This window comes from Rhizobium sp. 32-5/1, from assembly GCF_029537235.1.
GTDB lineage: Bacteria > Pseudomonadota > Alphaproteobacteria > Rhizobiales > Rhizobiaceae > Pararhizobium.
This window is the reverse complement of record NZ_CP120638.1, coordinates 605,521-628,479: the sequence shown is the minus strand read 5'-3', so window position 1 is coordinate 628,479 and position 22,959 is coordinate 605,521. Positions and strand designations below refer to the sequence as shown.

At 59.6% G+C, this 22,959-nt stretch carries 21 protein-coding genes and 2 pseudogenes; 17 read left to right on the top strand and 6 right to left on the bottom strand.

The annotated features are described in order from the left end of the window. The first annotated feature begins 3 nt into the window (after window positions 1-3). Complete coding sequence (locus P6U16_RS03275) at window positions 4-264, top strand: hypothetical protein (RefSeq protein ID WP_277702595.1); 261 nt, start codon at window positions 4-6, stop codon at window positions 262-264. Window positions 265-372: 108 nt separating this feature from the next. Here the strand turns inward: P6U16_RS03275 and rpsI are convergent, their stop codons facing one another. The 3 genes from rpsI to P6U16_RS03260 form a co-directional block, all read right to left on the bottom strand. After that, a complete protein-coding gene (gene rpsI / locus P6U16_RS03270) occupies window positions 373-846 on the bottom strand; it encodes a 30S ribosomal protein S9 (protein WP_277702594.1) in 474 nt (157 codons plus the stop codon). A gap of 2 nt (window positions 847-848) precedes the next feature. Continuing rightward, complete coding sequence (gene rplM / locus P6U16_RS03265) at window positions 849-1,313, bottom strand: 50S ribosomal protein L13 (protein WP_071831290.1); 465 nt, start codon at window positions 1,311-1,313, stop codon at window positions 849-851. Between the two features lie 226 nt (window positions 1,314-1,539). Continuing rightward, a complete protein-coding gene (locus P6U16_RS03260; RefSeq protein WP_277702593.1) occupies window positions 1,540-1,971 on the bottom strand; it encodes a PaaI family thioesterase in 432 nt (143 codons plus the stop codon). Between the two features lie 152 nt (window positions 1,972-2,123). On the opposite strand from P6U16_RS03260, the gene P6U16_RS03255 reads away from it, so the two are divergent. Genes P6U16_RS03255 through P6U16_RS03245 form a run of 3 tightly spaced genes read left to right on the top strand, consistent with a single transcriptional unit; the run spans window position 2,124 to window position 3,578 of the window. Then, entirely contained in the window at window positions 2,124-2,948 is an 825-nt protein-coding gene (locus P6U16_RS03255; RefSeq protein ID WP_277702592.1) for an enoyl-CoA hydratase, read from the top strand. 52 nt (window positions 2,949-3,000) lie between these two features. After that, a complete protein-coding gene (locus tag P6U16_RS03250) occupies window positions 3,001-3,279 on the top strand; it encodes a type II toxin-antitoxin system RelE/ParE family toxin (RefSeq protein WP_277702591.1) in 279 nt (92 codons plus the stop codon). Next, entirely contained in the window at window positions 3,276-3,578 is a 303-nt protein-coding gene (locus P6U16_RS03245; protein ID WP_277702590.1) for a HigA family addiction module antitoxin, read from the top strand. Before P6U16_RS03250 ends, P6U16_RS03245 begins: the two co-directional genes overlap by 4 nt. A gap of 13 nt (window positions 3,579-3,591) precedes the next feature. Here P6U16_RS03245 and P6U16_RS03240 read toward each other — a convergent pair whose 3' ends face one another. Continuing rightward, on the bottom strand, window positions 3,592-4,428 hold the full coding sequence (locus P6U16_RS03240) for an EamA family transporter (protein ID WP_277702589.1): 837 nt from the start codon (window positions 4,426-4,428) through the stop codon (window positions 3,592-3,594). A 225-nt stretch (window positions 4,429-4,653) separates the two neighbouring features. Between P6U16_RS03240 and P6U16_RS03235 the strand changes: the two genes are divergently transcribed. The 3 genes from P6U16_RS03235 to P6U16_RS03225 all read left to right on the top strand — a co-directional run bounded on the left by P6U16_RS03235 (window position 4,654) and on the right by P6U16_RS03225 (window position 6,897). Further along, window positions 4,654-5,082, top strand: a complete 429-nt coding sequence (locus P6U16_RS03235; RefSeq protein ID WP_277702588.1) for a CoA-binding protein — start codon at window positions 4,654-4,656, stop codon at window positions 5,080-5,082. 137 nt (window positions 5,083-5,219) lie between these two features. Then, window positions 5,220-6,500 (top strand): O-acetylhomoserine aminocarboxypropyltransferase, encoded by a 1,281-nt coding sequence (locus P6U16_RS03230; protein WP_277702587.1) that lies wholly within the window; start codon window positions 5,220-5,222, stop codon window positions 6,498-6,500. Between the two features lie 52 nt (window positions 6,501-6,552). Continuing rightward, window positions 6,553-6,897, top strand: coding sequence for a cupin domain-containing protein (locus P6U16_RS03225; protein ID WP_277702586.1), 345 nt, complete (start codon window positions 6,553-6,555; stop codon window positions 6,895-6,897). 8 nt (window positions 6,898-6,905) lie between these two features. On the opposite strand, the gene P6U16_RS03220 is transcribed toward P6U16_RS03225, so the two are convergent. Next, a complete protein-coding gene (locus P6U16_RS03220) occupies window positions 6,906-8,171 on the bottom strand; it encodes a cytochrome P450 (RefSeq protein ID WP_277702585.1) in 1,266 nt (421 codons plus the stop codon). Between the two features lie 194 nt (window positions 8,172-8,365). Between P6U16_RS03220 and P6U16_RS03215 the strand changes: the two genes are divergently transcribed. From P6U16_RS03215 to P6U16_RS03185, 7 genes and pseudogenes are all read left to right on the top strand, one after another. Continuing rightward, on the top strand, window positions 8,366-9,208 hold the full coding sequence (locus P6U16_RS03215) for an endonuclease/exonuclease/phosphatase family protein (RefSeq protein ID WP_277702584.1): 843 nt from the start codon (window positions 8,366-8,368) through the stop codon (window positions 9,206-9,208). Window positions 9,209-9,224: 16 nt separating this feature from the next. Further along, a complete protein-coding gene (locus tag P6U16_RS03210) occupies window positions 9,225-10,775 on the top strand; it encodes a phospholipase D family protein (protein ID WP_277703987.1) in 1,551 nt (516 codons plus the stop codon). A 259-nt stretch (window positions 10,776-11,034) separates the two neighbouring features. Next, on the top strand, window positions 11,035-11,667 hold the full coding sequence (gene clpP / locus P6U16_RS03205; RefSeq protein ID WP_277702583.1) for an ATP-dependent Clp endopeptidase proteolytic subunit ClpP: 633 nt from the start codon (window positions 11,035-11,037) through the stop codon (window positions 11,665-11,667). 299 nt (window positions 11,668-11,966) lie between these two features. Then, a pseudogene (gene clpX / locus P6U16_RS03200) lies at window positions 11,967-13,242 on the top strand (ATP-dependent Clp protease ATP-binding subunit ClpX). A 382-nt stretch (window positions 13,243-13,624) separates the two neighbouring features. After that, on the top strand, window positions 13,625-16,045 hold the full coding sequence (gene lon, locus P6U16_RS03195) for an endopeptidase La (protein ID WP_277702582.1): 2,421 nt from the start codon (window positions 13,625-13,627) through the stop codon (window positions 16,043-16,045). A gap of 219 nt (window positions 16,046-16,264) precedes the next feature. Then, entirely contained in the window at window positions 16,265-16,537 is a 273-nt protein-coding gene (hupB, locus tag P6U16_RS03190; protein ID WP_277702581.1) for a DNA-binding protein HupB, read from the top strand. A 174-nt stretch (window positions 16,538-16,711) separates the two neighbouring features. After that, entirely contained in the window at window positions 16,712-18,907 is a 2,196-nt protein-coding gene (locus tag P6U16_RS03185) for an esterase-like activity of phytase family protein (protein WP_277702580.1), read from the top strand. A 133-nt stretch (window positions 18,908-19,040) separates the two neighbouring features. On the opposite strand, the gene P6U16_RS03180 is transcribed toward P6U16_RS03185, so the two are convergent. Beyond that, complete coding sequence (locus tag P6U16_RS03180; RefSeq protein WP_277702579.1) at window positions 19,041-19,514, bottom strand: MarR family transcriptional regulator; 474 nt, start codon at window positions 19,512-19,514, stop codon at window positions 19,041-19,043. Window positions 19,515-19,731: 217 nt separating this feature from the next. Here P6U16_RS03180 and P6U16_RS03175 point away from each other — a divergent pair. The 3 genes and pseudogenes from P6U16_RS03175 (at window position 19,732) to P6U16_RS03165 (ending at window position 22,884) form a co-directional block, all read left to right on the top strand. Next, window positions 19,732-21,014 (top strand): annotated as a pseudogene (locus P6U16_RS03175) (exonuclease SbcCD subunit D). Beyond that, window positions 21,014-21,382 (top strand): AAA family ATPase, encoded by a 369-nt coding sequence (locus P6U16_RS03170; RefSeq protein WP_277702578.1) that lies wholly within the window; start codon window positions 21,014-21,016, stop codon window positions 21,380-21,382. Before P6U16_RS03175 ends, P6U16_RS03170 begins: the two are co-directional and overlap by 1 nt. After that, window positions 21,379-22,884 (top strand): AAA family ATPase, encoded by a 1,506-nt coding sequence (locus P6U16_RS03165; protein WP_277702577.1) that lies wholly within the window; start codon window positions 21,379-21,381, stop codon window positions 22,882-22,884. The genes P6U16_RS03170 and P6U16_RS03165 overlap by 4 nt, the downstream gene beginning before the upstream one ends. Window positions 22,885-22,959 lie beyond the last annotated feature (75 nt).

The window sequence follows — 22,959 nt, the reverse complement described above, 5'->3', positions numbered from 1 at the left end:
CTGTTGAAGATGCGCTTCCCGCTCCTGTCGCGCCTCGGCGAGTGGTCGTTCGCAACCTACCTGCTCCACGTTTACGTCATCCAGTTTTTCGTCAAGTACGTGGCTGGTGGAACGCTCGACAACCCGGTGCTGCTGGCCCTGGGAATTGCGAGCGCATTTCTCATCATTGCCGTAGCATCGGCAATTCAGTTCTCCTGGTTCGAGAAGCGGGCGACACTCTGCCTCAATGAGAAACTGGATCGTTGGTGGCCGAAAGCTGCATAGGGCAGTGAACACCAAGTCGGCGAAAGTCTGGCACGCTGCTGCTTCGAGCTCCCAAAGAAAAAGGCGGGACAATGCCCGCCTTTCCCTGATCGATAGGTTCGGAAACGATTAACGCTTCGAGAACTGGAACGAACGACGGGCCTTCGCCTTGCCGTACTTCTTGCGCTCGACGACGCGGCTGTCGCGGGTCAGGAAGCCACCCTTCTTCAGGACCGGACGCAGGCCCGGTTCGAAGTAGGTGAGGGCCTTGGAGATGCCGTGACGAACGGCACCGGCCTGGCCGGAGAGACCGCCGCCGACGACCGTGGCAACGATGTCGAACTGGCCGTCGCGGGCAGCAGCAACGATCGGCTGGCGCAGGATCATCTGCAGAACCGGACGGGCGAAGTAGGTCGCGAATTCGCGGCCGTTGATCGTGATCTTGCCGGAGCCCGGCTTGACCCAGACGCGGGCAACGGCGTTCTTGCGCTTACCGGTCGCGTAGGAGCGGCCCTGGGCGTCAACCTTGCGAACGTGAATCGGAGCGGAAGCCGTTGCTTCCGTTACCGTGCCGAGGTCTTTCAGAGAAGAGAGGTCAGCCACGATTAGGCGCTCCTTGTGTTCTTGCTGTTCAGCGCTGCGACGTCGAGGACGGTCGGCTGCTGTGCTTCATGCGGATGGTTTGTGCCGGCGTAAACGCGCAGGTTCTTCATCTGGCGACGGCCAAGCGGACCACGGGGAACCATGCGCTCGACAGCCTTCTCGAGAACGCGCTCCGGAAAGCGGCCTTCGATGATCTGGCGCGCGGTGCGCTCCTTGATGCCACCCGGGTAGCCGGTGTGCCAGTAGTACTTCTTGTCGCTGTACTTCTTGCCGGTGAGGACAGCCTTCTCAGCATTGATCACGATGACATTGTCACCATCGTCAACGTGGGGCGTGTAGGTGACTTTATTCTTGCCGCGCAGGATGTTGGCGATGATGGAAGCGACGCGACCAACAACGAGGCCTTCGGCGTCGATGAGGATCCACTTCTTCTCCACCTCTGCAGGCTTCTGAACGAAGGTTGACATGTTGAAACTCTTTCGTTTGAGACCCGATGCGTTGCCGCCGGGCGTTTCTTGTTGCTTGAATTGGCATGCTTGACACAGGCCAAAAGGAAAGCGGCCCCAAAGGACCGCGATCTGACGCGGCTTATACGCAAGCCATGAAAAACCGTCAAGATCGGCGCTTTGAGGGCGTTGAAAAAATATACAGCAAAAACAATGGCTTGATTATGTGGTAATTTAATACCACATATTATTTGGGCGGAATCGAATAGGTAGCAGTGGCGTGCGCCACCAGCTCGTCGCTTCCGACACCGGAAATGCTTGCGTCCAGAACCGCCAAACGCTTGCCCAACTTCAAGATATTGCAGGTGCAGAGCAGCGGTCCAAGCGGCGGCTTGCGCAGGAAGTTGATATTGAGGCTCGTGGTGACGGCGAGCGCCATCGGCCCGATATGGGCAAGCAACGCGACATAGGCGGTGACATCGGCGAGCGCGAACAGCGACGGCCCGGAAATGGTGTTCCCGGGACGCAGATGGCGTTGCAGCGGATCAAACCGCATGGTGGCAAAGCCTGGACCGATAGCCTCGACCGTAAAGATTTTGCCGTCGGTATTGACTTCCGGAAAATCGGTTTCGAGGAAACGATTGAGGTCATCGACGGCGAGAACGGGTTTCAGCTGCATGACGATTTCCATTGCTTGCGGGCTGGATTTACAGATGTTTGCTTCAGGCAGTGCAAGCCGGACGAAAGTCTGACTTGGTGACGCAGTGCTTGAAACCAACGCACCGGCGGCGTACCAAGCGGGTCAGGATGCTGGCAGTTTGGGAGAATGACATGGCAGAGGTGGTTTCCTTGCGCAAGGACGAGGCACGCGGATTGGTTCTGCTGGAAGAGACGTCCGCCGGCGTGGTGCGTCTCACCTTGAACAATCCTCCGGCCAACGCGCTGTCCGTCGCTCTGATCGAGGCGCTGATTGCCGGACTGGATGCGATTGCCGAGTCCGTGGATATCCGCGTGGTTGTTCTCGCCGCATCCGGCAGCCTGTTTTCGGCTGGGCACGATCTCAAGGAACTGACGGCGCATCGGGCCGATAACGACGAGGGGCGGGGCTTTTTCGAGAAAGCCATGCGGCTCTGCGCCGATCTGATGCTCAGGATCACGCATCTGCCGCAGCCGGTGATCGCCGAGATCGATGGACTGGCAACAGCCGCCGGATGCCAGCTGGTCGCGACCTGCGATCTTGCTATCTGCACGGACAGTTCGACCTTCTGCACGCCCGGCGTCAATATCGGCCTGTTCTGCTCGACGCCGATGGTGGCGATCTCGCGGGCTGCGCACCGCAAGCAGGCGATGGAAATGCTGCTCACCGGCGAGACCATTGATGCGTCGACCGCCAAGGATTTCGGTCTCGTCAACCGCATTGTCCCGAAGCAGTATCTGCAGCAGGTCGTCAACAAATACGCCGCCGTGATCGCCTCGAAATCGCCGCAGGCGCTGAGGATCGGCAAGCAGGCGTTTAACCGGCAGGCGGGCATGCCGCTCGAGGAAGCCTATGGCTATGCGGTGGGCGTCATGGTCGAGAATATGCTGGCACAGGATGCCGTCGAGGGTATCGGAGCCGTGCTCGGCAAGCGCCTGCCGGAGTGGAGAGAAAAGTAAGCCCGACAAAGCTTCGGTGGACGTAGCCTGTCTCGCGTAGTATGTTTCGCGGATGATCAGATCGATCGCCAATCGCGCCACCCGGCAGTTTCTGGAAAACGGAAAAACAAAATTTTCCGGCATGGATGTCGATAAAGCAAAAATGCGGGCGATGATGCTGCACAATGCTCGGTCCCTTGATGACTTGGTGCCATTGAAGTCCGTTGGTATTCATAAGCTGTCCGGAGATCGGAAGATGCAATGGGCCATGACGATCAACGGCCCTTGGCGGTTATGTTTCAGATTCGAGGATGGGCATGCGTATGATGTGGAGATCGTGGACGATCATTGAAGGAGCACACGATGTTTGAAATTCACCCCGGAACGATGCTGAAGGAAGAACTCGAAGCGCGTGGCATGAGCGGAAATGCGCTGGCATTGGCGTTGCGGATAAATTCAGGCCGGGTCTCCGAAATCTTGAACGGCAAACGTGCAGTGTCTGCGGACACGGCACTTCGGCTTGGCCGGTTTTTCGGGAATGACCCTCAGTTCTGGCTAGGGCTTCAGGCAAGCTATGATCTTGCTGTTGCTTCGCGCCAAAATGGTGAACGCATCAATCTGGAAGTGCTGCCCGCTCAATCTGCCGCCTGATGGTTTCCGATGCTTAAGCCAGCTTCAACATCAGCGCGCCGAGTGCGATCAGGCAGGCGGCAGCGATGCGGAAGATGCTGACGCGTTCCTTTAAGAAAACGATCGAGATGACGATGGCAAACAGGATCGATGTTTCGCGCAGCGCAGCGACCGTTGCCACAGGTGCCTTGGTCATGGCCCAGAGCGCCAGTCCGTAGGCGCCGATCGAGCCTGCCCCGCCGATCAGGCCCCGCCACCACTGATGGCGGACGTGGAAAAGCACCGGCGCAAATCCCCGTTTCGAGAATGCCCAGGCAAACAGCAGCACGGGCGGCAGCAGCGCCATCCACAGCGTGTAGGAGATCGGGTTGAGGGCCAGCCGGGCGCCGATGCCATCGACAAACGTGTAGCTGGCGATGACGACCGCATTGGCGAGCGCCAGCAGGATGGCGCGCTTGCCGCCCTTACGGGCTTCGAATGCCAGAGTGAGGACTCCGGTCGAAATCGTCAGGACGCCGAAGAGCGCGCCGGTGGTCAGCGTTTCGCCGATCAGTGCACCGCTCGAAGCCGCAACCAGCAAGGGGGCGACGCCGCGCATCAGCGGATAGACCAGACCGATATCGCCAGCCCTGTAGGCGGCTGCAACGAGCTGGAAATAGGCGAACTGGAAGGCTGCCGATACAAGAATAAACGGCCAGGCATCCGGATGCGGCAGAGGCATGAACGGCAGGAAGGGCAGCGCAACCACGCCGGCACCGAGCGCAACCATCGCGGCATCCAGCGATTTTTCCGACCCGGATTTGACCAGCGCGTTCCATGTGGCATGCAGCAATGCGCCGAACAGAACGAGCGCGATGACTTCCAGGGGCAAGACGGACCTCGGCGGGGCAGGGATGGACGCGCCTATCGCGCGTCACGGTTCTGGAACGACGGGCGGCGAATTGCAATCGCCTTTTCTTTAGCGTTCTTAAAATTGCTTTGATGCTTCAGCTGCTTAAGTTTTCTTTGACGGGGACGATTGATGACCGCTGGTTGACTCGACACGCCGCTGACTGAATTATCCGGCATTGCCAATCGCGACGCAGGCGGGTTTTTGATGAATCACGATACGTATCCGGACTACTACATCAACGACATTCTGCGTTCGACGAAGACAATCGCGTTGGTGGGCGCATCTCCGAATGCGGAGCGCCCGAGTTATAGGGTCATGGCCTTCCTGCTGCGCAAGGGATACACTGTCTATCCCGTCAATCCGGGGCAGGCCGGCAAGGAAATCCAGGGTCAAACCGTTTATGCCAGGCTGGCCGACCTGCCGGAACCGGTCGATATGATCGATGTGTTTCGCGCGGCGGACGCCTTACCGGCACTGATCGAGGAAATCCTCAAGCTGAAGCATTTGCCGAAGGCCATCTGGGGCCAACTGGCGGTGCGGGACGATGCCGCTGCCGCAAAAGCGGAAGAGCGCGGCATCAAGGTGGTGATGGATCGCTGCCCGGCCATCGAGTATCCGCGGCTGATCGGCTAGACGGATACCGGTTTGGTTGCGTGGCGATCAAGGAAATATTTGCTTCGCGTTTCCCGTGCAGAAGAGAAAATCAACCTTTGCGATACGCAAGGCCTCTGAAATAGTGACGCGCATCTTGGTCACGGGAGGACATGTCCATGCAGAACAATCCGGGTTTCAACACGCTTGCCATTCATGCCGGTGCGCAGCCGGATCCGACGACGGGCGCGCGTGCGACGCCGATCTACCAGACCACCAGCTTCGTCTTCAACGATGCGGATCACGCAGCCTCACTGTTCGGGCTGCAGGCCTTCGGCAATATCTACACCCGCATCATGAATCCGACGCAGGCCGTTCTGGAAGAGCGTGTCGCAGCGCTTGAAGGCGGCACGGCGGCGCTGGCCGTTGCCTCCGGTCACGCCGCTCAGCTTCTCATTTTCCACACCATCATGAGCCCCGGCGATAATTTCATCGCCGCGCGCCGGCTCTATGGCGGGTCGATCAACCAGTTCGGCCATGCCTTCAAGTCCTTTGACTGGCATGTTCGCTGGGCCGATCCGGCCGATATGGACAGCTTCGAGAGCCAGATCGACGACAGGACAAAGGCGATCTTCATCGAGAGCCTTGCCAATCCCGGCGGCACCTTTGTCGATATCGAGGCGATCTCGGCCGTCGCCAAGAAACACGGCCTGCCGCTGATCGTCGATAACACCATGGCGACGCCTTGCCTCATCCGGCCGATCGAGCACGGCGCCGATATCGTCGTGCATTCGCTGACCAAGTTCATGGGCGGTCACGGCAATTCGATGGGCGGTGTACTGGTCGATGGCGGCACGTTCGACTGGTCGAAGTCGGGAAAATACCCGATGCTGTCGGAGCCGCGGCCGGAATATGCCGGCATGGTGCTGCACGCGACCTTCGGCAATTTCGCCTTCGCGATCGCCTGCCGCGTGCTGGGCCTGCGCGATTTCGGCCCGGCGATTTCGCCCTTCAATGCCTTCCTTCTGCTGACGGGCATCGAGACGCTGCCGCTGCGCATGCAGCGCCATTGCGACAACGCGCTTGCCGTCGCCAAATGGCTGAAGCAGCACGACAAGGTGGCTTGGGTGAACTATGCCGGGCTGGAAGACGACGCCAACCATGCGCTGCAGCAGCGCTATTCCGCCAAGGGCGCCGGCGCCGTTTTCACCTTCGGCCTGAAGGATGGCTATGAGGTCGGAAAGCGCTTTGTCGAAGGGCTGGAGATGTTTTCGCATCTGGCTAATATCGGCGATACACGCTCGCTCGTCATTCACCCTGCCTCCACCACGCATCGCCAGTTGACGCCGGAGCAGCAGACGGCGGCCGGCGCCGGTCCGGAGGTGGTCCGCCTGTCGGTCGGCATCGAGGATGTCGCCGATATCATTGCGGATCTTGAGCAGTCACTCGCCAAGGCCTGATATTCTTCAAAGGCGGCCGGACTATCCGGCCGCCTATCTTTTCGGAGCATTTATGTCCAAGGTTCTAACGTTCGACCCCGCTGCCGTTGCACCCGAAATAGGCGCTCCGGCACCCGATCGGCTGATCGCCGGCAACCCGCAATTCCGCACCTGGAATTTGGAGGAGGCCGAAGGCGGGCTCTATGCGGGCATCTGGGAGGCGACGCCGGGCAAGTGGCGGATCGTCTATGACGAATGGGAGTATTTCCACATCCTGTCAGGCTACTCGATCGTCACCGAAGACGACGGAGCACCGATCCACCTGAAGGCCGGCGACAGCCTGATCCTCAGGCCCGGCTTCAAGGGAAGCTGGGAAGTGATTGAAACGACTCGCAAGGACTATGTGATCAGGGTTTGACGCTCAGCCTAAACCGGCCACACCAAGTCCAGCCTCTCCAAGCCGTGGAAGTGGTAGCTGTCCTTCACCTCAGGCGCGGAGGCGAGCCGGAGGCCGGGCAGGCGTTCGAACAGGATCGGTAGGGACAGCTTGAGTTCCAGCCTTGCCAGCGGTGCGCCGATGCAGAAGTGCAGTCCGGCGCCGAAGGAGACGTGGACACCTTCGTCGCGATCCGGCCGGAAGCTCAAGGGATCGCTGAACTTCTTCGGATCGACATTGGCGGCGGCCAGCAGCAGGCCGATCTTGTCGCCCTTTTTCAGGCGGATGCCGTCATCAAGTTCGATGTCCGACAGGGCATATCGCTGGAAAATGTGCAGCGGCGCGGCATAACGCATGGTTTCCTCGATGGTCCGCTCCGTCGCGGTGTCGTCGGCAAACAGGGCCTTAGGGCTGCTTCCGGTGTCGAGGATCGCGTGCACGGCATTGCCGAGCTGGTGCACCGTTGCCTCATGGCCGGCATTGAGCAGCAGGACCGCGGTGGAGATCAGCTCCGCATCGGACAGGCGCTCGCCGTCTTTTTCGGTGGTGATCATGTGGGTTAGCAGATCGTCGCCGGGAGAAAGGCGCTTGGCTGCGATGATGCCGGACAGATAGTCGCTGAATTCGGCCGATGCCTGGTTGGCGTCGAGTTCCGTCTCGAGCGTCGGGTTGAACATATACATGCGCACCATCCGGTGCGACCAGTCGAGCAGTTTCGGCCCATCCTCGACCGGAATTCCGAGCATGCGGGCAATCACCGTCACCGGGATGATTTCCGCATAGGTCTTCAAAAGCTCGACGCGGCCATCCTTTTCGAAGCCGTCAATGATCCGGTGGGCGAGCGCCGCGATCTCGGGCTTCAACTGCTCGATCTGGCGCGAGACGAAGGCGCGGTTGACCAGGGTGCGGAGGCGGGTGTGCGCCGGCGGCTCGAGTTCCAGCAGCGAATGGGCTTCGAGCGCGTCGAAGTCCTTCAGGTGCGGTTGGGGTTCCGGCATGCCGAGTTCTTCACGCGTCGCGACGTGCAGGATCTGGCGGCCGAAGCGGCGATCCCGCAAAAGCCCGTTTACTTGCTCATAGCCCGCAAAATACCATTGCGCCTGTTCTTCCCAGAAGAACGCCGGACAATGCGCGTGCAAAGCGGCGTAAGCGGGCAGGGGATTGCGGTAAAATTCCGGATTTCGCACATCCAGGCTGACACGGCGTGTCACAGGATCGATTGTGATGCAGGGCGGAATGACGACGGAAACGGGCATGGATGGCAGTCTCGCAAGGTGCTATTGCAGATGGGTTCGGCTGGCATCTAAGGGGGAAGGCAGGGGCACGACAAGGCGTATTCGTGCGGATGCACAACTGGATCGTCTCTTCGGCATTTGGGCGCCCCGCCTTGTCAACACGTCGCGAAAGGCTATGTCATCAGGGTCAGCAGCACGGGATTGAAACGGACACCATGACGGCAGCGCGCAGCAGTCTTACCGCCGGAATTTTTGCGGCCATCCGCGGAAAACGCGTGCCTCTCGCCGGCCGTGATCCGGCAGGCGAACGCGGCGACACGGTGATCGCCTCCTACAATATCCACAAATGCGTTGGCACGGACAAGCGCTTCGATCCCGGCCGCATCGCCGATGTGATCGGCGAGATTGGTGCCGACATCATCGCGCTTCAGGAGGCGGACCAGCGCTTTGGTGAACGAGCCGGGCTGCTCGATCTGGAACGCCTGCATCGCGACAGTCACCTCGTTGCCGTCCCGATCGAAGCCTTTTCTCCCAAGGGGCATGGGTGGCACGGCAACGTCCTGCTCTTACGCGAAGGTGCTGTCGCCAAGGTCAATCAGCTGAAATTGCCGGGTGTCGAGCCGCGCGGCGCGCTTGTCGTCGATCTGGATCTGAAGGCGGGCCCCTTGCGTATTATTGCCGCGCATCTTGGCCTGCTGCGCTATTCCCGGGCCCAGCAGGCCGAAGCGATTCTGGCGGCGATCGAAGGCGCAGAGCATCGTCCGACGCTTCTGATCGGCGATCTCAACGAATGGCGCATGGGGCGCCGCTCAGCCCTGAAATTCCTGACGCCCGTCTTCGATCCGGTGGCGACCGCGGTGCCGAGTTTCCCCTCGCGCTTTCCGATTCTGGCGCTGGACCGTGTCATGGGCAGTCCGCATAGCCTTGTCACTGCTGTCGAGGTCCACAATACGCCGCTGGCGCGGATTGCCTCCGATCACCTGCCGATCAAGGCGTTTATTGACATGAAAGCGGCGATTGCCGGTGGCATGGAAACGCTTCCCGCGGAGCAGGGCTGACGCGCGTATGAACACCATGCAAATCCTTGCAGTCCTGCTCACCGCTGGCCTCGCGGTAATCGCAGGCATCTATGCCTGGGGCAGGTATGGTCGCCGCCCGCGTGGTGCGGAAAGCAGTGTTTTGCCAACAGCGGACGATGCGACCATGCTGGACAGGCTGGGGAACCCGCTGGTCGTGCAGCATGCCGGCGAAAATGGTCTGTCTCTGCTCTCCGGAAATGTTGAGGCCTTTGTTGCGCGGGCGCTTTCCTCTCGCAGTGCCGGGCGCAGCCTCGATCTCCAATATTACTACTGGAAGAACGATCTGACCGGGCGGTTGCTGACGCGCGAAGTTTTGGCCGCCGCCGACCGCGGCGTCCGGGTACGGTTGCTGCTCGACGATATCAATGCCGGCCTGCACGACCGGATGTGCCTTGCTCTCGATGCGCATCCGAACATCGAAGTTCGATTGTTCAATCCAAGCAGGGCAAGAACCGACCGCTTCAGGCGTGGTGTTGAGATGGTGCTGCGCGCCTTCAGTGCCACCCGTCGCATGCACAACAAGGCGTGGATCGCCGACGGCCGGGTGGTCATCACCGGCGGGCGCAACATCGGCGATGCCTATTTCGACGCGGCCGACGATTCGAATTTTCATGATCTCGATGTCTGGATGCTCGGACCGATCGCGGAGGAAGCCGGTGCGATATTCGACCGCTACTGGAACAGCCAGGTAGTCCTTCCGATCAGGGCGCTGCGTACACCGCGTGCCCATTATCTGCCATCGCTACGCCGCAAGCTGGAAAAGCGCGCGCTGAGCCAGGCAGGCTTGTATTATCTGGCGGAGATCGAGAAGGCACAGGTCGCTGATAGCCTCTGGCACGGCAGCAGGTCCCTCCACTGGACGCGCCATGCCCGCATCGTGGCCGATCCGCCGGAAAAGGCACATCTGCAGAAGCGTCAGAACTGGCTGATGCGGGAATTGATGCCCGTGCTGCATGGTGCACGCAAAGAAGTCCGCATCATTTCTCCTTATTTCATTCCTGGCAGTAACGGTACCGGCGAACTGGCACGGCTGGTGGATGCGAAGGTCGATGTATCCGTTCTGACCAATTCGCTGGCCGCTACCGACGTTGCCGCCGTCCATGGCGCCTATGCGAACTACCGCAAGGCACTGCTGAGAAGTGGCGTAGCCCTCTACGAACTCAAGGCTGACACCGTCAACGACGACCAGCAACGCATGTCGCTGTTCGGCTCGCGCATTGCAAGCCTGCACACCAAAGCATTTGTAGTCGATGGCGCGATCGGCTTTGTGGGCTCGATGAATTTCGATCCGCGCTCGGCATCGCTCAACACCGAAATGGGTGTTCTCTTCGAGCATGTCGATCTCTTGTCCGAGGTGCGGGCGATTTTCGATGAAGAAACCGCGCCGCACAACAGCTTCCGTCTTTCGTTGGATAAGGGGCGGCTGCGATGGCACGACGAGTACAACGGCAACACGCGGACGCTGAAGCGGGAGCCGGAAGCGGGCTTCCTGCGCCGCCTGACGGCGGGCGTCATTGGTATCCTGCCGATCGAGTCGCAACTCTGATCCCTAACGCATTTACCCTTCATTCACCGTGAACACTCCAAAGCCTGTGTGAAGGCCCGTTTCCCTGATGCTATTCTTCAGCGTGAATGGCAAAGGCACGGTTCGGCGCGCTGCAATACAGGTTGCCCGGAGGCAATTAACGTTATCAACGTTGGCGACTTGAAGTCGGGTACTTGGACACTCTATGTATGGGAAGAGATATTTTCGATGATTCCCGGAGCGCAAAAGGGTTTGCGATCCAGATTGACAAAGGTTTGACATGAGAAATCCCGTTGATACCGCGATGGCCCTGGTGCCGATGGTTGTTGAACAGACCAACCGCGGCGAACGTTCCTACGATATTTTCTCCCGCCTCCTGAAAGAACGCATCATCTTTCTGACCGGTCCGGTCGAAGACCACATGGCGACCCTGATCTGCGCTCAGCTTCTGTTTCTCGAAGCGGAAAACCCGAAGAAGGAAATCGCGCTCTACATCAACTCGCCGGGCGGCGTCGTGACCGCGGGCATGGCGATCTACGATACGATGCAGTTTATCAAGCCTGCTGTTTCCACGCTGTGCATCGGCCAGGCCGCATCCATGGGCTCGCTGCTTCTCGCCGCAGGCCACAAGGACATGCGTTTTGCGACGCCGAACGCCCGCATCATGGTTCACCAGCCCTCGGGCGGCTTCCAGGGCCAGGCCTCGGACATCGAGCGCCACGCCCGCGACATCCTCAAGATGAAGCGCCGCTTGAACGAGGTTTATGTCAAGCATACCGGTCGCACTCTGGAAGAGGTCGAGCAGACGCTCGATCGCGACCATTTCATGACTTCGGACGAGGCCCTGAGCTGGGGCGTCATCGACAAGGTCATCACGTCGCGCGAAGCCATGGAAGGCGCGCAGCCGGCGTGAGTTCAAGCTTTTGTGTGCGGATAGATGCAATTGTGACACATTTGTAATTGTTATTGGGCTTTATCCGCTCGCCAAAGCCGTTAATATCTGCCGTTAATGCTATGTTGAGTTTGAAGTTCTAGCATTCGGTATTCGGTGGGAGTTCTGTTGCCGCCGGACGTCAGACAGGTTGTTTGAGGCCGGCTCGTACTCCCAAAAGCCAAGCAGTTGCAGGCGTTAGACGCGGCAGTTTCTGCGGGGCGGGTTGAGTGGTCCGTGGTTCCCTTCAAGGGTGCCCGGCGTGCTGGAAGGACATTGAAATGAGCAAGGTCAGCGGTAGCAACGGCGGTGACTCCAAGAATACGCTTTATTGTTCGTTTTGCGGCAAGAGCCAGCACGAGGTCCGCAAGCTGATTGCCGGGCCGACGGTGTTCATCTGCGATGAATGCGTCGAATTGTGCATGGACATCATCCGCGAAGAGAACAAGACCTCGATGGTCAAGTCGCGCGATGGCGTGCCGACACCACAGGAAATCATCAAGGTTCTCGATGAATACGTCATCGGCCAGCAGCAGGCCAAGCGTATCCTGTCGGTCGCCGTTCACAACCATTACAAGCGGCTGGCGCACTCGACCAAGGGTAGCGACATCGAGCTGGCAAAGTCTAACATCATGCTGGTTGGCCCGACCGGTTGCGGCAAGACCTATCTTGCCCAGACGCTCGCCCGCATCATCGACGTTCCCTTCACCATGGCCGATGCAACGACGCTGACCGAAGCCGGCTATGTCGGCGAGGACGTCGAGAACATCATCCTGAAACTTCTTCAGTCTGCCGATTACAATGTCGAACGCGCCCAGCGCGGCATCGTCTATATCGACGAAGTCGACAAGATCTCGCGCAAGTCTGACAATCCTTCGATCACCCGCGACGTCTCGGGCGAGGGCGTGCAGCAGGCACTTCTGAAGATCATGGAAGGTACGGTCGCATCCGTTCCGCCGCAGGGGGCGCAAGCATCCGCAGCAGGAATTCCTGCAGGTGGATACGACGAACATCCTGTTCATCTGCGGTGGCGCTTTTGCCGGCCTCGACAAGATCATCTCGGCACGCGGCGAAAAGACCTCGATCGGTTTCGGCGCTTCGGTCCGTTCGCCGGAAGATCGCCGCGTCGGCGAAGTGCTGCGCGAACTGGAACCGGAAGATCTGGTAAAGTTCGGCCTCATCCCGGAATTCATCGGTCGTCTGCCTGTCCTGGCGACGCTGGAAGACCTTGACGAGGATGCGCTGATCCAAATCCTGTCGGAGCCGAAGAACGCGCTGATCAAGCAGTACCAGCGCCTGTTCGAGATGGAAGACGTCGAACTGACCTTCCACGAAGACGCGTTGCGCGAGATCGCCAAACGCGCCATCACCCGCAAGACCGGTGCTCGTGGCCTGCGTTCGATTATGGAAAAAATCCTGCTCGACACGATGTTTGAATTGCCAACGCTCGAAGGTGTTCGCGAAGTGGTCATCTCGGATGAGGTGGTCAAGGGTTCGGCCCGCCCGCTCTACATCTATTCGGAACGGGCTGAAGAGAAGGCCAACGTCTCGGCCTGATCAACATCAAATCGCACCGAATACGCAGGAGGCCCGCCGCAAGCGGGCCTTTTTCATGGGGTATTTGTGTTTGACGCCGCAACAGGCCGGCTGGCGTTCAGCAGATTCGGTGATTGCCAAGGGCGCCTAACGGCGCGATGATGTGACGATTCTGTGTAGATGCGTATGAGCGGTGCCAGAGCGTGGCCTGATCCCAAGGCAAGGTCCGCAACAGTCAGATACCGTATATGTCAAAGACCCTCTGCTTGCGATGACCGGTCTCGGTCGAAAGGGTTGAAAACAGAGTTGGCGCACTCCACTTCTGTTGTGGAAAAAATGATGGCCGGCGGCGCCTTGAACGCATCCGGTAACGGGCCCGGAAACGGGACGGAAAGGAAATGACATGACGAACAAAACGTCTTCGACAATCGAGAGCGCGACTTATCCGGTCCTGCCGCTGCGCGATATTGTAGTGTTTCCGCACATGATCGTGCCGCTCTTCGTCGGACGTGAAAAGTCGATCCGTGCGCTTGAAGAAGTCATGGGGACCGACAAGCAGATCATGCTGGCGACCCAGATCAATGCGAGCGACGACGATCCGGAGCCTTCGGCCATCTACCAGATCGGCACGATCGCCAATGTCCTGCAATTGCTGAAATTGCCCGACGGCACGGTAAAGGTTCTCGTTGAAGGCCGCTCCCGGGCCGAGATCGATGGCTATACGCGCCGCGAAGAGTTTTACGAAGCGATGGCGCATGCGCTACCGGAGCCGGCCGACGACCCTGTCGAAGTCGAGGCCCTGAGCCGCTCTGTGGTTTCCGAGTTCGAAAGCTATGTGAAGCTCAACAAGAAAATCTCCCCGGAAGTGGTTGGCGCTGCCAGCCAGATCGAGGATTATTCGAAGCTCGCCGATACGGTCGCCTCCCATCTCTCCATCAAGATCGTCGAAAAGCAGGAAATGCTCGAGACGACGAGCGTCAAGCTGCGCCTCGAAAAGGCCCTTGGCTTCATGGAAGGCGAGATTTCCGTCCTGCAGGTGGAGAAGCGCATCCGCTCGCGCGTCAAGCGCCAGATGGAAAAGACCCAGCGCGAGTATTACCTTAACGAACAGATGAAGGCGATCCAGAAGGAACTCGGCGACGGCGAGGAAGGCCGTGACGAGATGGCCGAACTGGAAGACAAGATCGTCAAGGCAAAGCTCTCCAAGGAGGCCCGCGAAAAGGCGGATGCCGAGATGAAGAAGCTGCGCCAGATGAGCCCGATGTCGGCGGAAGCCACTGTCGTGCGCAATTACCTGGACTGGTTGACGGGTATTCCGTGGAACAAGAAGTCGAAGATCAAGACCGATCTCAACCACGCCGAAAAGGTGCTGGAAGTCGATCACTTCGGCCTCGACAAGGTCAAGGAGCGCATCGTCGAATATCTCGCCGTGCAGGCTCGTTCGACCAAGATCAAGGGTCCGATCCTATGCCTCGTCGGCCCTCCGGGCGTCGGCAAGACCTCGCTCGCCAAGTCGATCGCCAAGGCGACCGGCCGCGAATACGTGCGCATGGCGCTTGGCGGCGTGCGTGACGAAGCCGAGATCCGTGGTCACCGCCGCACCTATATCGGCTCGATGCCCGGCAAGGTGATCCAGTCGATGAAGAAGGCGAAGAAGTCCAACCCGCTCTTCCTGCTCGACGAAATCGACAAGATGGGTCAGGATTTCCGTGGTGATCCGTCATCCGCGCTGCTCGAGGTGCTTGATCCGGAACAGAACGGCACGTTCATGGACCACTATCTTGAGGTGGAATATGACCTCTCGAACGTGATGTTCATCACAACGGCGAACACGCTGAATATCCCGGCGCCCTTGATGGACCGCATGGAGATCATCCGCATCGCCGGTTACACGGAAGAGGAAAAGAAGGAGATCGCCAAGCGCCATCTGCTTCCGAAGGCCATCCGCGATCATGCGCTGCAGCCGGCCGAGTTCTCGATGACCGACGAGGCGCTGGAAGCGACGATCCAGACCTACACCCGCGAAGCCGGTGTGCGCAGTCTTGAGCGCGAACTGATGAAGGTCGCCCGCAAGGCCGTGACCGAAATCATCAAGGGTAAGACCAAGACGGTCGAAGTCACCAAGGCCAACCTGAACGATTATCTCGGCGTTCCGCGCTATCGCCACGGCGAAGCGGAAGGCGAGGATCAGGTCGGTGTCGTCACGGGTCTCGCCTGGACCGAAGTCGGCGGCGAGCTCCTGACGATTGAAGGCGTGATGATGCCCGGCAAGGGCCGCATGACGGTCACCGGCAATCTGCGCGACGTGATGAAGGAATCGATTTCGGCTGCGGCATCCTATGTTCGCTCGCGCGCCATCGACTTTGGCATCGAGCCGCCACTGTTCGACAAGAGCGACATCCATGTGCATGTGCCGGAAGGTGCAACGCCCAAGGATGGTCCGTCGGCCGGCGTTGCCATGGCGACAGCCATCGTGTCGATCATGACCGGTATCGCGATCGACAAGAATGTCGCGATGACGGGCGAGATCACGTTGCGCGGTCGTGTCCTGCCGATCGGCGGCCTGAAGGAAAAACTGCTTGCGGCTCTTCGTGGCGGTATCAAGAAGGTGCTGATCCCGGAAGAAAACGCCAAGGATCTGGCGGAGATTCCTGATAATGTGAAGAACAACATGGAGATCATCCCGGTCTCCCACATCGGCGAGGTGCTGAAGCACGCGCTGGTACGGGCACCGGTAGCGATCGAATGGGATGCTTCCAAGCAGGCGACAACGATTGCGACACCGGAATCCGCGGACGACGCGGGCGCCCTGATCGCACACTGAGTCGGCAATTTTCCTGCCGATTTGTGGTGCCCGCACCACTTCGGCACAAAAACCTTGGAGACCGGCATCACTGCCGGTCTTTTTTATGTAAAACCTCACGCAAAGCCTTGCATTGCCGGGCATTCAGGGCGATTGGGTTTGCCAAGGCGGGGTCAACGCGTATGCTAGCCCCGGCTTGAAAATTAATTCGTGTCGAACCAGTATGAAAGGGGTGGAAACATGAACAAAAATGAGCTCGTGTCGGCAGTTGCCGAGAAGGCCGGTCTCTCGAAGACCGACGCATCTTCCGCAGTTGATGCTATCTTTGAAGTTGTCCAGTCAGAACTGAAGAATGGCGGCGACGTCCGTCTCGTCGGTTTCGGAAACTTCTCCGTAAGCCGCCGCGAAGCATCCAAGGGTCGCAACCCGTCCACCGGTGCAGAAGTTGACATTCCGGCACGAAACGTGCCGAAGTTCACTGCCGGCAAGGGTCTGAAGGACGCCGTCAACTAAGTTTCATGTTTCATCTGCGGCATGGCATGCTTCTCGCATGAGGTGGATCGCAGGTTGTCTGGAGGCCCGGGTTTTCCCGGGCCTCTTTTCGTTTGGGCACAACCTGTCATTCGCTTGTTACACAGCCAGACCACAACCCCACCATCGTTCCAAACGTTCCGGAGGGGCTATTTCATGAAGACGATTTCCATTTCCGCAGCACTCGCAGCAGCGCTTGCCGCATCCACTGTTTCACCGGCTTTTGCCGAACCCGTTTTCAACCGCATTTCTTCGTTTGCCGTTGCCGGCAACCTGCCTGCTGGGACCGACAAGAAGTCGGTCACCTCAGCCGAAATCATCACGGCCACGCCCGACGGCATGACTCTGATCTATTCCGACAGCCCGCTGAAGGCGATCGGCTTCATTGATATCACCGACGCCAAGGCACCGAAGGCCGGCGGCGTGGTGTCGTTTGAAGGCGAACCGACCTCCGTTGCAGCCGTCGGGACCAAGGCTCTGGTCGCGGTCAACACGCGCGAAAACTTCGTCAAGCCGTCCGGCTTTCTCGCCACTGTCGATGTCGCCACGAAAAAGGTTGATGAAACCTGCGATCTCGGCGGTCAGCCGGATTCGGTCGCGATCAGCAAGGATGGAACGCTTGCCGCTATCGCCATCGAAAATGAGCGCGACGAAGATCTGAACGACGGCCAGATCCCGCAAATGCCGGCCGGTGATCTCGTCATCGTTTCGCTGAAGGACGGCACCGCCGATTGCGCGTCGATCAAGCATGTCAGCCTGACGGGTCTTGCCGATATTGCCGGTGACGATCCTGAGCCGGAATTCGTTTCGTTCAACGGGCTTGGCGAAATCGCGCTGACGCTGCAGGAAAACAATCATATCGTCATCATCGACGGCAAGTCCGCCGCGGTGAAGACGCACTTCTCCGCCGGCACTGTCGATCTCCAGCAGGTTGACGCAAAGAGGGACGGCGCGCTGTCGTTCTCGCAGGATCTGTCCAGCGTCAAGCGCGAGCCGGATGCCGTGAAATGGCTGGACGACAATCGCCTGGTCGTTGCCAATGAAGGCGACTATGAAGGCGGTTCGCGCAGCTTCACGATCTTCGACAAGACAGGCAAGATCGCTTACGAGTCGGGCTCAAGCTTCGAGCATGCTGTCGCCGCGATCGGCCACTACCCGGACAAGCGTTCGGCCGCTAAAGGCGTCGAGCCGGAAGGTCTGGAAGCCGCAAAGTTCGGTGAAGACAATCTGTTCTTCGTGCTGGCCGAACGCGCCTCGATCGTCGGGGTCTACAAGGACACGGGCGCCGAGCCGCAATTGCTGCAGCTTCTGCCATCCGGCGTTTCGCCCGAGGGTGCCGTGGCTATTTCCGGCCGCAATCTGTTCGCGACCGCCAACGAGGTCGATCTCGTTGAGGATGGCGGGGCCCGTTCCCATGTGATGATCTATGAGCGCGCCGAGGGCAAGGCCGCCTATCCGCAGATCACGTCGGCCGAAAAGGATGGCGTGCCGCTCGGCTTCGGCGCTCTCTCGGGCCTTGCTGCAGTTGAAGGCAAGCCGGGCATGCTCCATGCCGTCAACGATTCCGTCTATTCGTCTCAGCCGCGCATCTTCACGATCGATGCCACCAAGTCGCCGGCGGTGATCACCGACGCGCTGACCGTGACGCGCGATGGCGCCCCGGCGCAGAAGCTCGATATCGAAGGCATCACGAACGATGGCGAAGGCGGCTTCTGGCTGGCGTCAGAGGGCGATGCCGGCAAGCTCTATGCAAACGCCATCATCCATGTGAACGCCAAGGGTGCGATCAAGGCTGAAATCGCTCTTCCGGAAGAACTGCGCGCAAGCGAAATCCGCTCCGGCTTCGAAGGTATCACCAGCGTCGGCAAAGGCGATGACCTGACGCTCTGGATGGCTGTGCAGCGCGAGTGGAAGGACGATGAAAAAGGCTTCGTGAAGCTCCTGTCCTACAATCCGGCCTCCAAGGAATGGGGCGGCGTGCGCTACCCGCTTGAAAAGGCTGAAGAAGGCTGGGTTGGTCTTTCCGAAATCACCGTCCATGGCGACCACGCCTACATCATCGAGCGTGACAACCTGATCGGTGACGCAGCAAAGCTCAAGAAGATCTATCGCGTAGCGCTCGCTGATCTCAAGCCTGCCAAGCTCGGCGGCGAACTGCCTGTCGTGAAGAAGGAAGAGGTTCGCGACCTTATCCCTGATTTCAAGGCGCTCGGCGGCTACGTCGTCGACAAGGTCGAAGGCTTCACCGTCGATGCCGCAGGCACCGGCTATGTCGTTACCGACAATGACGGTGTCGATGATTCCTCTGGCGAAACGCTGTTCTTCCAGATCGGTACGATGAACGCCATGTAAGTTGGGGACATCATACGATGGAGAAGGCCGGGACATGATGACCCGGCCTTCTTCGTTTGATGGGGATGTGTGTATTGAAACGGGAAGCGGCGATCCGGCTCATCTGTCGCGTGGCTGGCTACCGGGCGACCAGCTACTGGGCGGCCTGATCCAGCCCTGCTTCGCCTTCTTCCTTGCGCTTGCGGATATCGTCGGCCTTGGCCACAAGGCGGCTGACGATGTCGTACATCTGGTCGAGTTGGTTGTCGTCGAGCGCCGAGAAGATTTCGTCGATCAGTTGCTTGCGCGGATGCTCGGCTGCCTCAAGCACGACGCGGCCCACTTCCGTGATCGAGACGATTTTGGCGCGGCGATCTTCCGGATCGGGCTTGCGCACAACGAGCTTGTCGCGCTCCAGTCCGTCGATCGCCTCCGTCACCGTGCGCGGGGCAAAATTCAGCGCGCAAGCAATATCCGTCGAGCGACAGGGACCAAGTTTGCTCAGAAAGAAAAGAAATTTGCTGCGCGCCAGCGACACGCCCTCTTCGGTCATGGATTCGTTCACCAGCCGGTGGACCCGATGGTAAAGCTCGAAGAGTTTGTCTGAGACTTCGAATGTACTTTTCATTACCATGATATGGAGATTGTGAGGGGCCATGTCAAATGGCAGTCATGTAGTTGTTGCTACGACATTCTTGCCGCTGTCAATATCTTTCTGCCTGAGTCGATCCAAAACCATTATTCCAGGGCTATAAATAGCTTGAGCCGGGGGAAAGGCATGCATGGCATCTGCGCCGTGATCGCGCGCCATTGACGTAAAGCCGCCGCACGGGCCATGGTCAGGTATGCCCTTTCGATTTGTCCACACCGCCGACCTTCACCTTGATTCCCCGCTGCGCAGTCTGGCCTTGAAAAATCCTGACCTTGCCGAACTCGTGCGCGGCGCGTCGCGCAAGGCTCTGGAAACAATTGTCGATCTGTGCCTTGCAGAAGAGGTGGATGCGCTTCTGGTGGCGGGCGATCTCTATGACGGATCGCAGACATCGATGAACACCGCACTCTATTTGGCCAGCGAACTGCGCCGGCTTGAGCAGGCCGGCATCCGGGTGTTCCTCATCCGCGGCAATCACGATTCCCAATCGACCATCAAGAAGGAGCTGACGTTACCAGTAAATGTGCATCTCTTTTCGGGGCGCGTGAAGCCGGTGCTTGCCAAGACCTTAGACAACGGCCGGGAAGTTCACATCCACGGCGTTGGCTTCGACAATCCGCATGCACCGGACAGTCTGCTTTCCTCCTTCCAGGCGCCGATTGCTGATGCCGTTAATATCGGCATGCTGCACACCAGTCTGGCCGGTGCGCCGGGACATGATCCCTACGCGCCCTGCAGCGTCGCCGAACTTGCCCGCCAAGGTTTCGATTACTGGGCACTAGGGCACGTGCACCAGCGGCAGGTGCACAGCGAAAAACCGCTGATCGTCATGCCCGGCATGCCGCAGGGGCGGGACGTCAACGAGGCCGGCGCCAAGACCGTGACGCTGGTGACAGTGGAGGATGACGGCCGGCTGACGGCGGTCGAGCGCGCCATCGGCCACGCCGTGTTCGAGCGGTTGAGGGTCGATCTGAACGCCCTTGAGGAATGGCCGCAGATGATCGAGATTGCCGGCCAAGCCATCGCATCGATCCGGCAGCGGACGGTTGCGGAACAACTGATCCTGCGCATGCACTTGATCGGCACGACATCGCTGTCGTGGAAGCTTAGGCGCGATCCGGAATTTCTGATGGCGGAGATGAGCAATCTGGCAGCCGCTTGTCCCGGCTGCTGGATCGAAAAGGTCGAGGTGTCCTGTAAGGCGCCCGGTACCGACAACGTCCAGGGCGGCCCGGACCCGATCGAGGAAATCGCCGGTCTTGTCCGCGGGGACGTATTGCCTTCCCATGCCTTTCGCCAGCAGATCGGCGAGACGCTGAAAGAACTGCTGGGGCAGCTGCCGCGGGAAATCCGCGAACGACTGGAGAAGGATGAGGCTGCAATCGACGGCTTGCTGACAAGCAGTGCGCGGGAAGGAGCGACGACGTGCTCGCCCGCCTGCATGGCGCGGGCGTGGACGCGGAGGGCCAGGCCTGATGCGGCTCAACCGGCTTGATCTCGTGCGCTATGGCAAATTCACCGGACGCAGCCTCGATTTCGGGGCAAAGAAGGCGGGAAGTCCCGACCTGCACGTGGTCTATGGCCCGAACGAGGCCGGCAAATCGACACTCTTCTCGGCCTTTCTCGATTTGCTCTTCGGCATCGAACATTCGAGCGGCTACGGCTTCCTGCACCCCTATCCGACCATGCGGGTCGGCGGCGAAATGGAGGCGGGCGGTCGGGTTCTGGAGGCCTACCGGGTCAAGCGCAAGCAGAACACGCTGCTGGGGCCGGACGAGCAGCCGCTGCCGGACAACCTTTTTCCGGCGCGCTCGGATCGATCGACCGGACAACCTACAGGATGATGTTTTCGCTTGATGACGACAGCATCGAAAAGGGCGGTGAAAGCATCCTGAAAAGTGAGGGGGAACTCGGCACCCTGCTGTTTTCTGCAAGCTCCGGGATGCCTGACAGCAACGCCATCCTCTCCGCCCTCAAGGCCGAGGCGGACGGTTTCTTCAAGCCGCAGGGACGCAAGCACCACCTGGGTGAGCTCAAGGCCGAGCTTGATGCGCTGAAAGACCAGAAAGCCGCAATCGACATCAATGCGCGGGACTATGCCGTGCTGCGCAACAAGTGCGACAAGGCGGTGGAAAAACACGGCAAGGCGGCGGCGGCACGAACCGATGCGCGGCTGTCGCTTGATTTCACGCGTGACAAGATCGGGGCACTTGCATTGCTGGAGCGTCTGCGTGGGCTTCGCGGCGAACTTGCCGGCGACGGTGACGATCCGGCGGAGCCACCAGCCGCATGGCACGCGCTTTTGCCGCAACTGATGCAGCGGGATGCCGAGCTGTCGACACGCCTTGCCCAGATCGACGCCGATCTTCGACGCCGCCAGAATGAGATCGACGGAATAACAATCGACGATTCCGTGCTGGCGGTGGAGCCGATGATCGCCGAACTGGAGCGTTCCGGTCTCGAAGCACGTCATTTAACCGCGCTTGAGGACATGCCTTCGCGGCTGGAGGAACGCGAAAGGGTCTTGAGCGAAATCGCCCGACTGCTGGCCCGTCTGGGTCGAGCCTCGGATGAGGAGCCAGCATCGCTTGTCCTGCCCGCCGCCGTCACCGGGCGGTTGCAGGAACTGGCGCAGCGCCATTCCGGTCTTGCCGAAAAGCTGGCATCCGCACAATCGGAGCTCCAACTGGCAAGGCAGGCGAGCGAGGCCGCCGCGGCCGCATTCGCCAAGCTGAATGGCGATAGCACGAACGACGCCATACCCGATCCGACGGCGCTCGCCGATCTCTTGCGGCAGATTCGCCAGGATGACTGCATGCGCCGGCAAAAGGCTGCCAAGCGCGAGATTGCGACCCTGGAAGATGCGCTTGACGAGCACTTGGCCGCTCTTTTGCCGTTCAAAGGAAAGGTCGACGATCTTTCGGCGATGTCGGCGCCGACGAATGGTGAGATTAGCGACTGGAAGCGTCGGTTGGCGGCTATAGACGCAACCGGGGAGCGACTTCGGGACCGGATGGCCGAAGAACGCGCCGGGTTGGCTGCTGAACGTGGCCGGCTCGAGGAATTGACGCGGCTTGGCCATTTTGCGGTCGATAATGTTGCACTTGCGCTGCGTGCAAGCCGTGACGAGGCCTGGAGCCGGCATCTTGAGGCGCTCGACCGGACGACTGCAACGACTTTCGAAAATGCGATGAAGCGGGACGACGAGGCTTCGGCCGTTAGGCTGGCGCAATCGGAAAGGCTGGCAGAGGCGAGGGGCTTTCTCTGTCGCTTGCGGAACGCGAGGCGCGGCTCGCGACGTTCGAACAGCAAGAATCAGAAAACCGTCTATCCCTCGATGAATTGATGACCACGGTCGCCTCGGCCGCTCGTCTTTGCAGCCTTCCAGAAGAGATTCCGCTCGCACAGCTGGAAGCGTGGC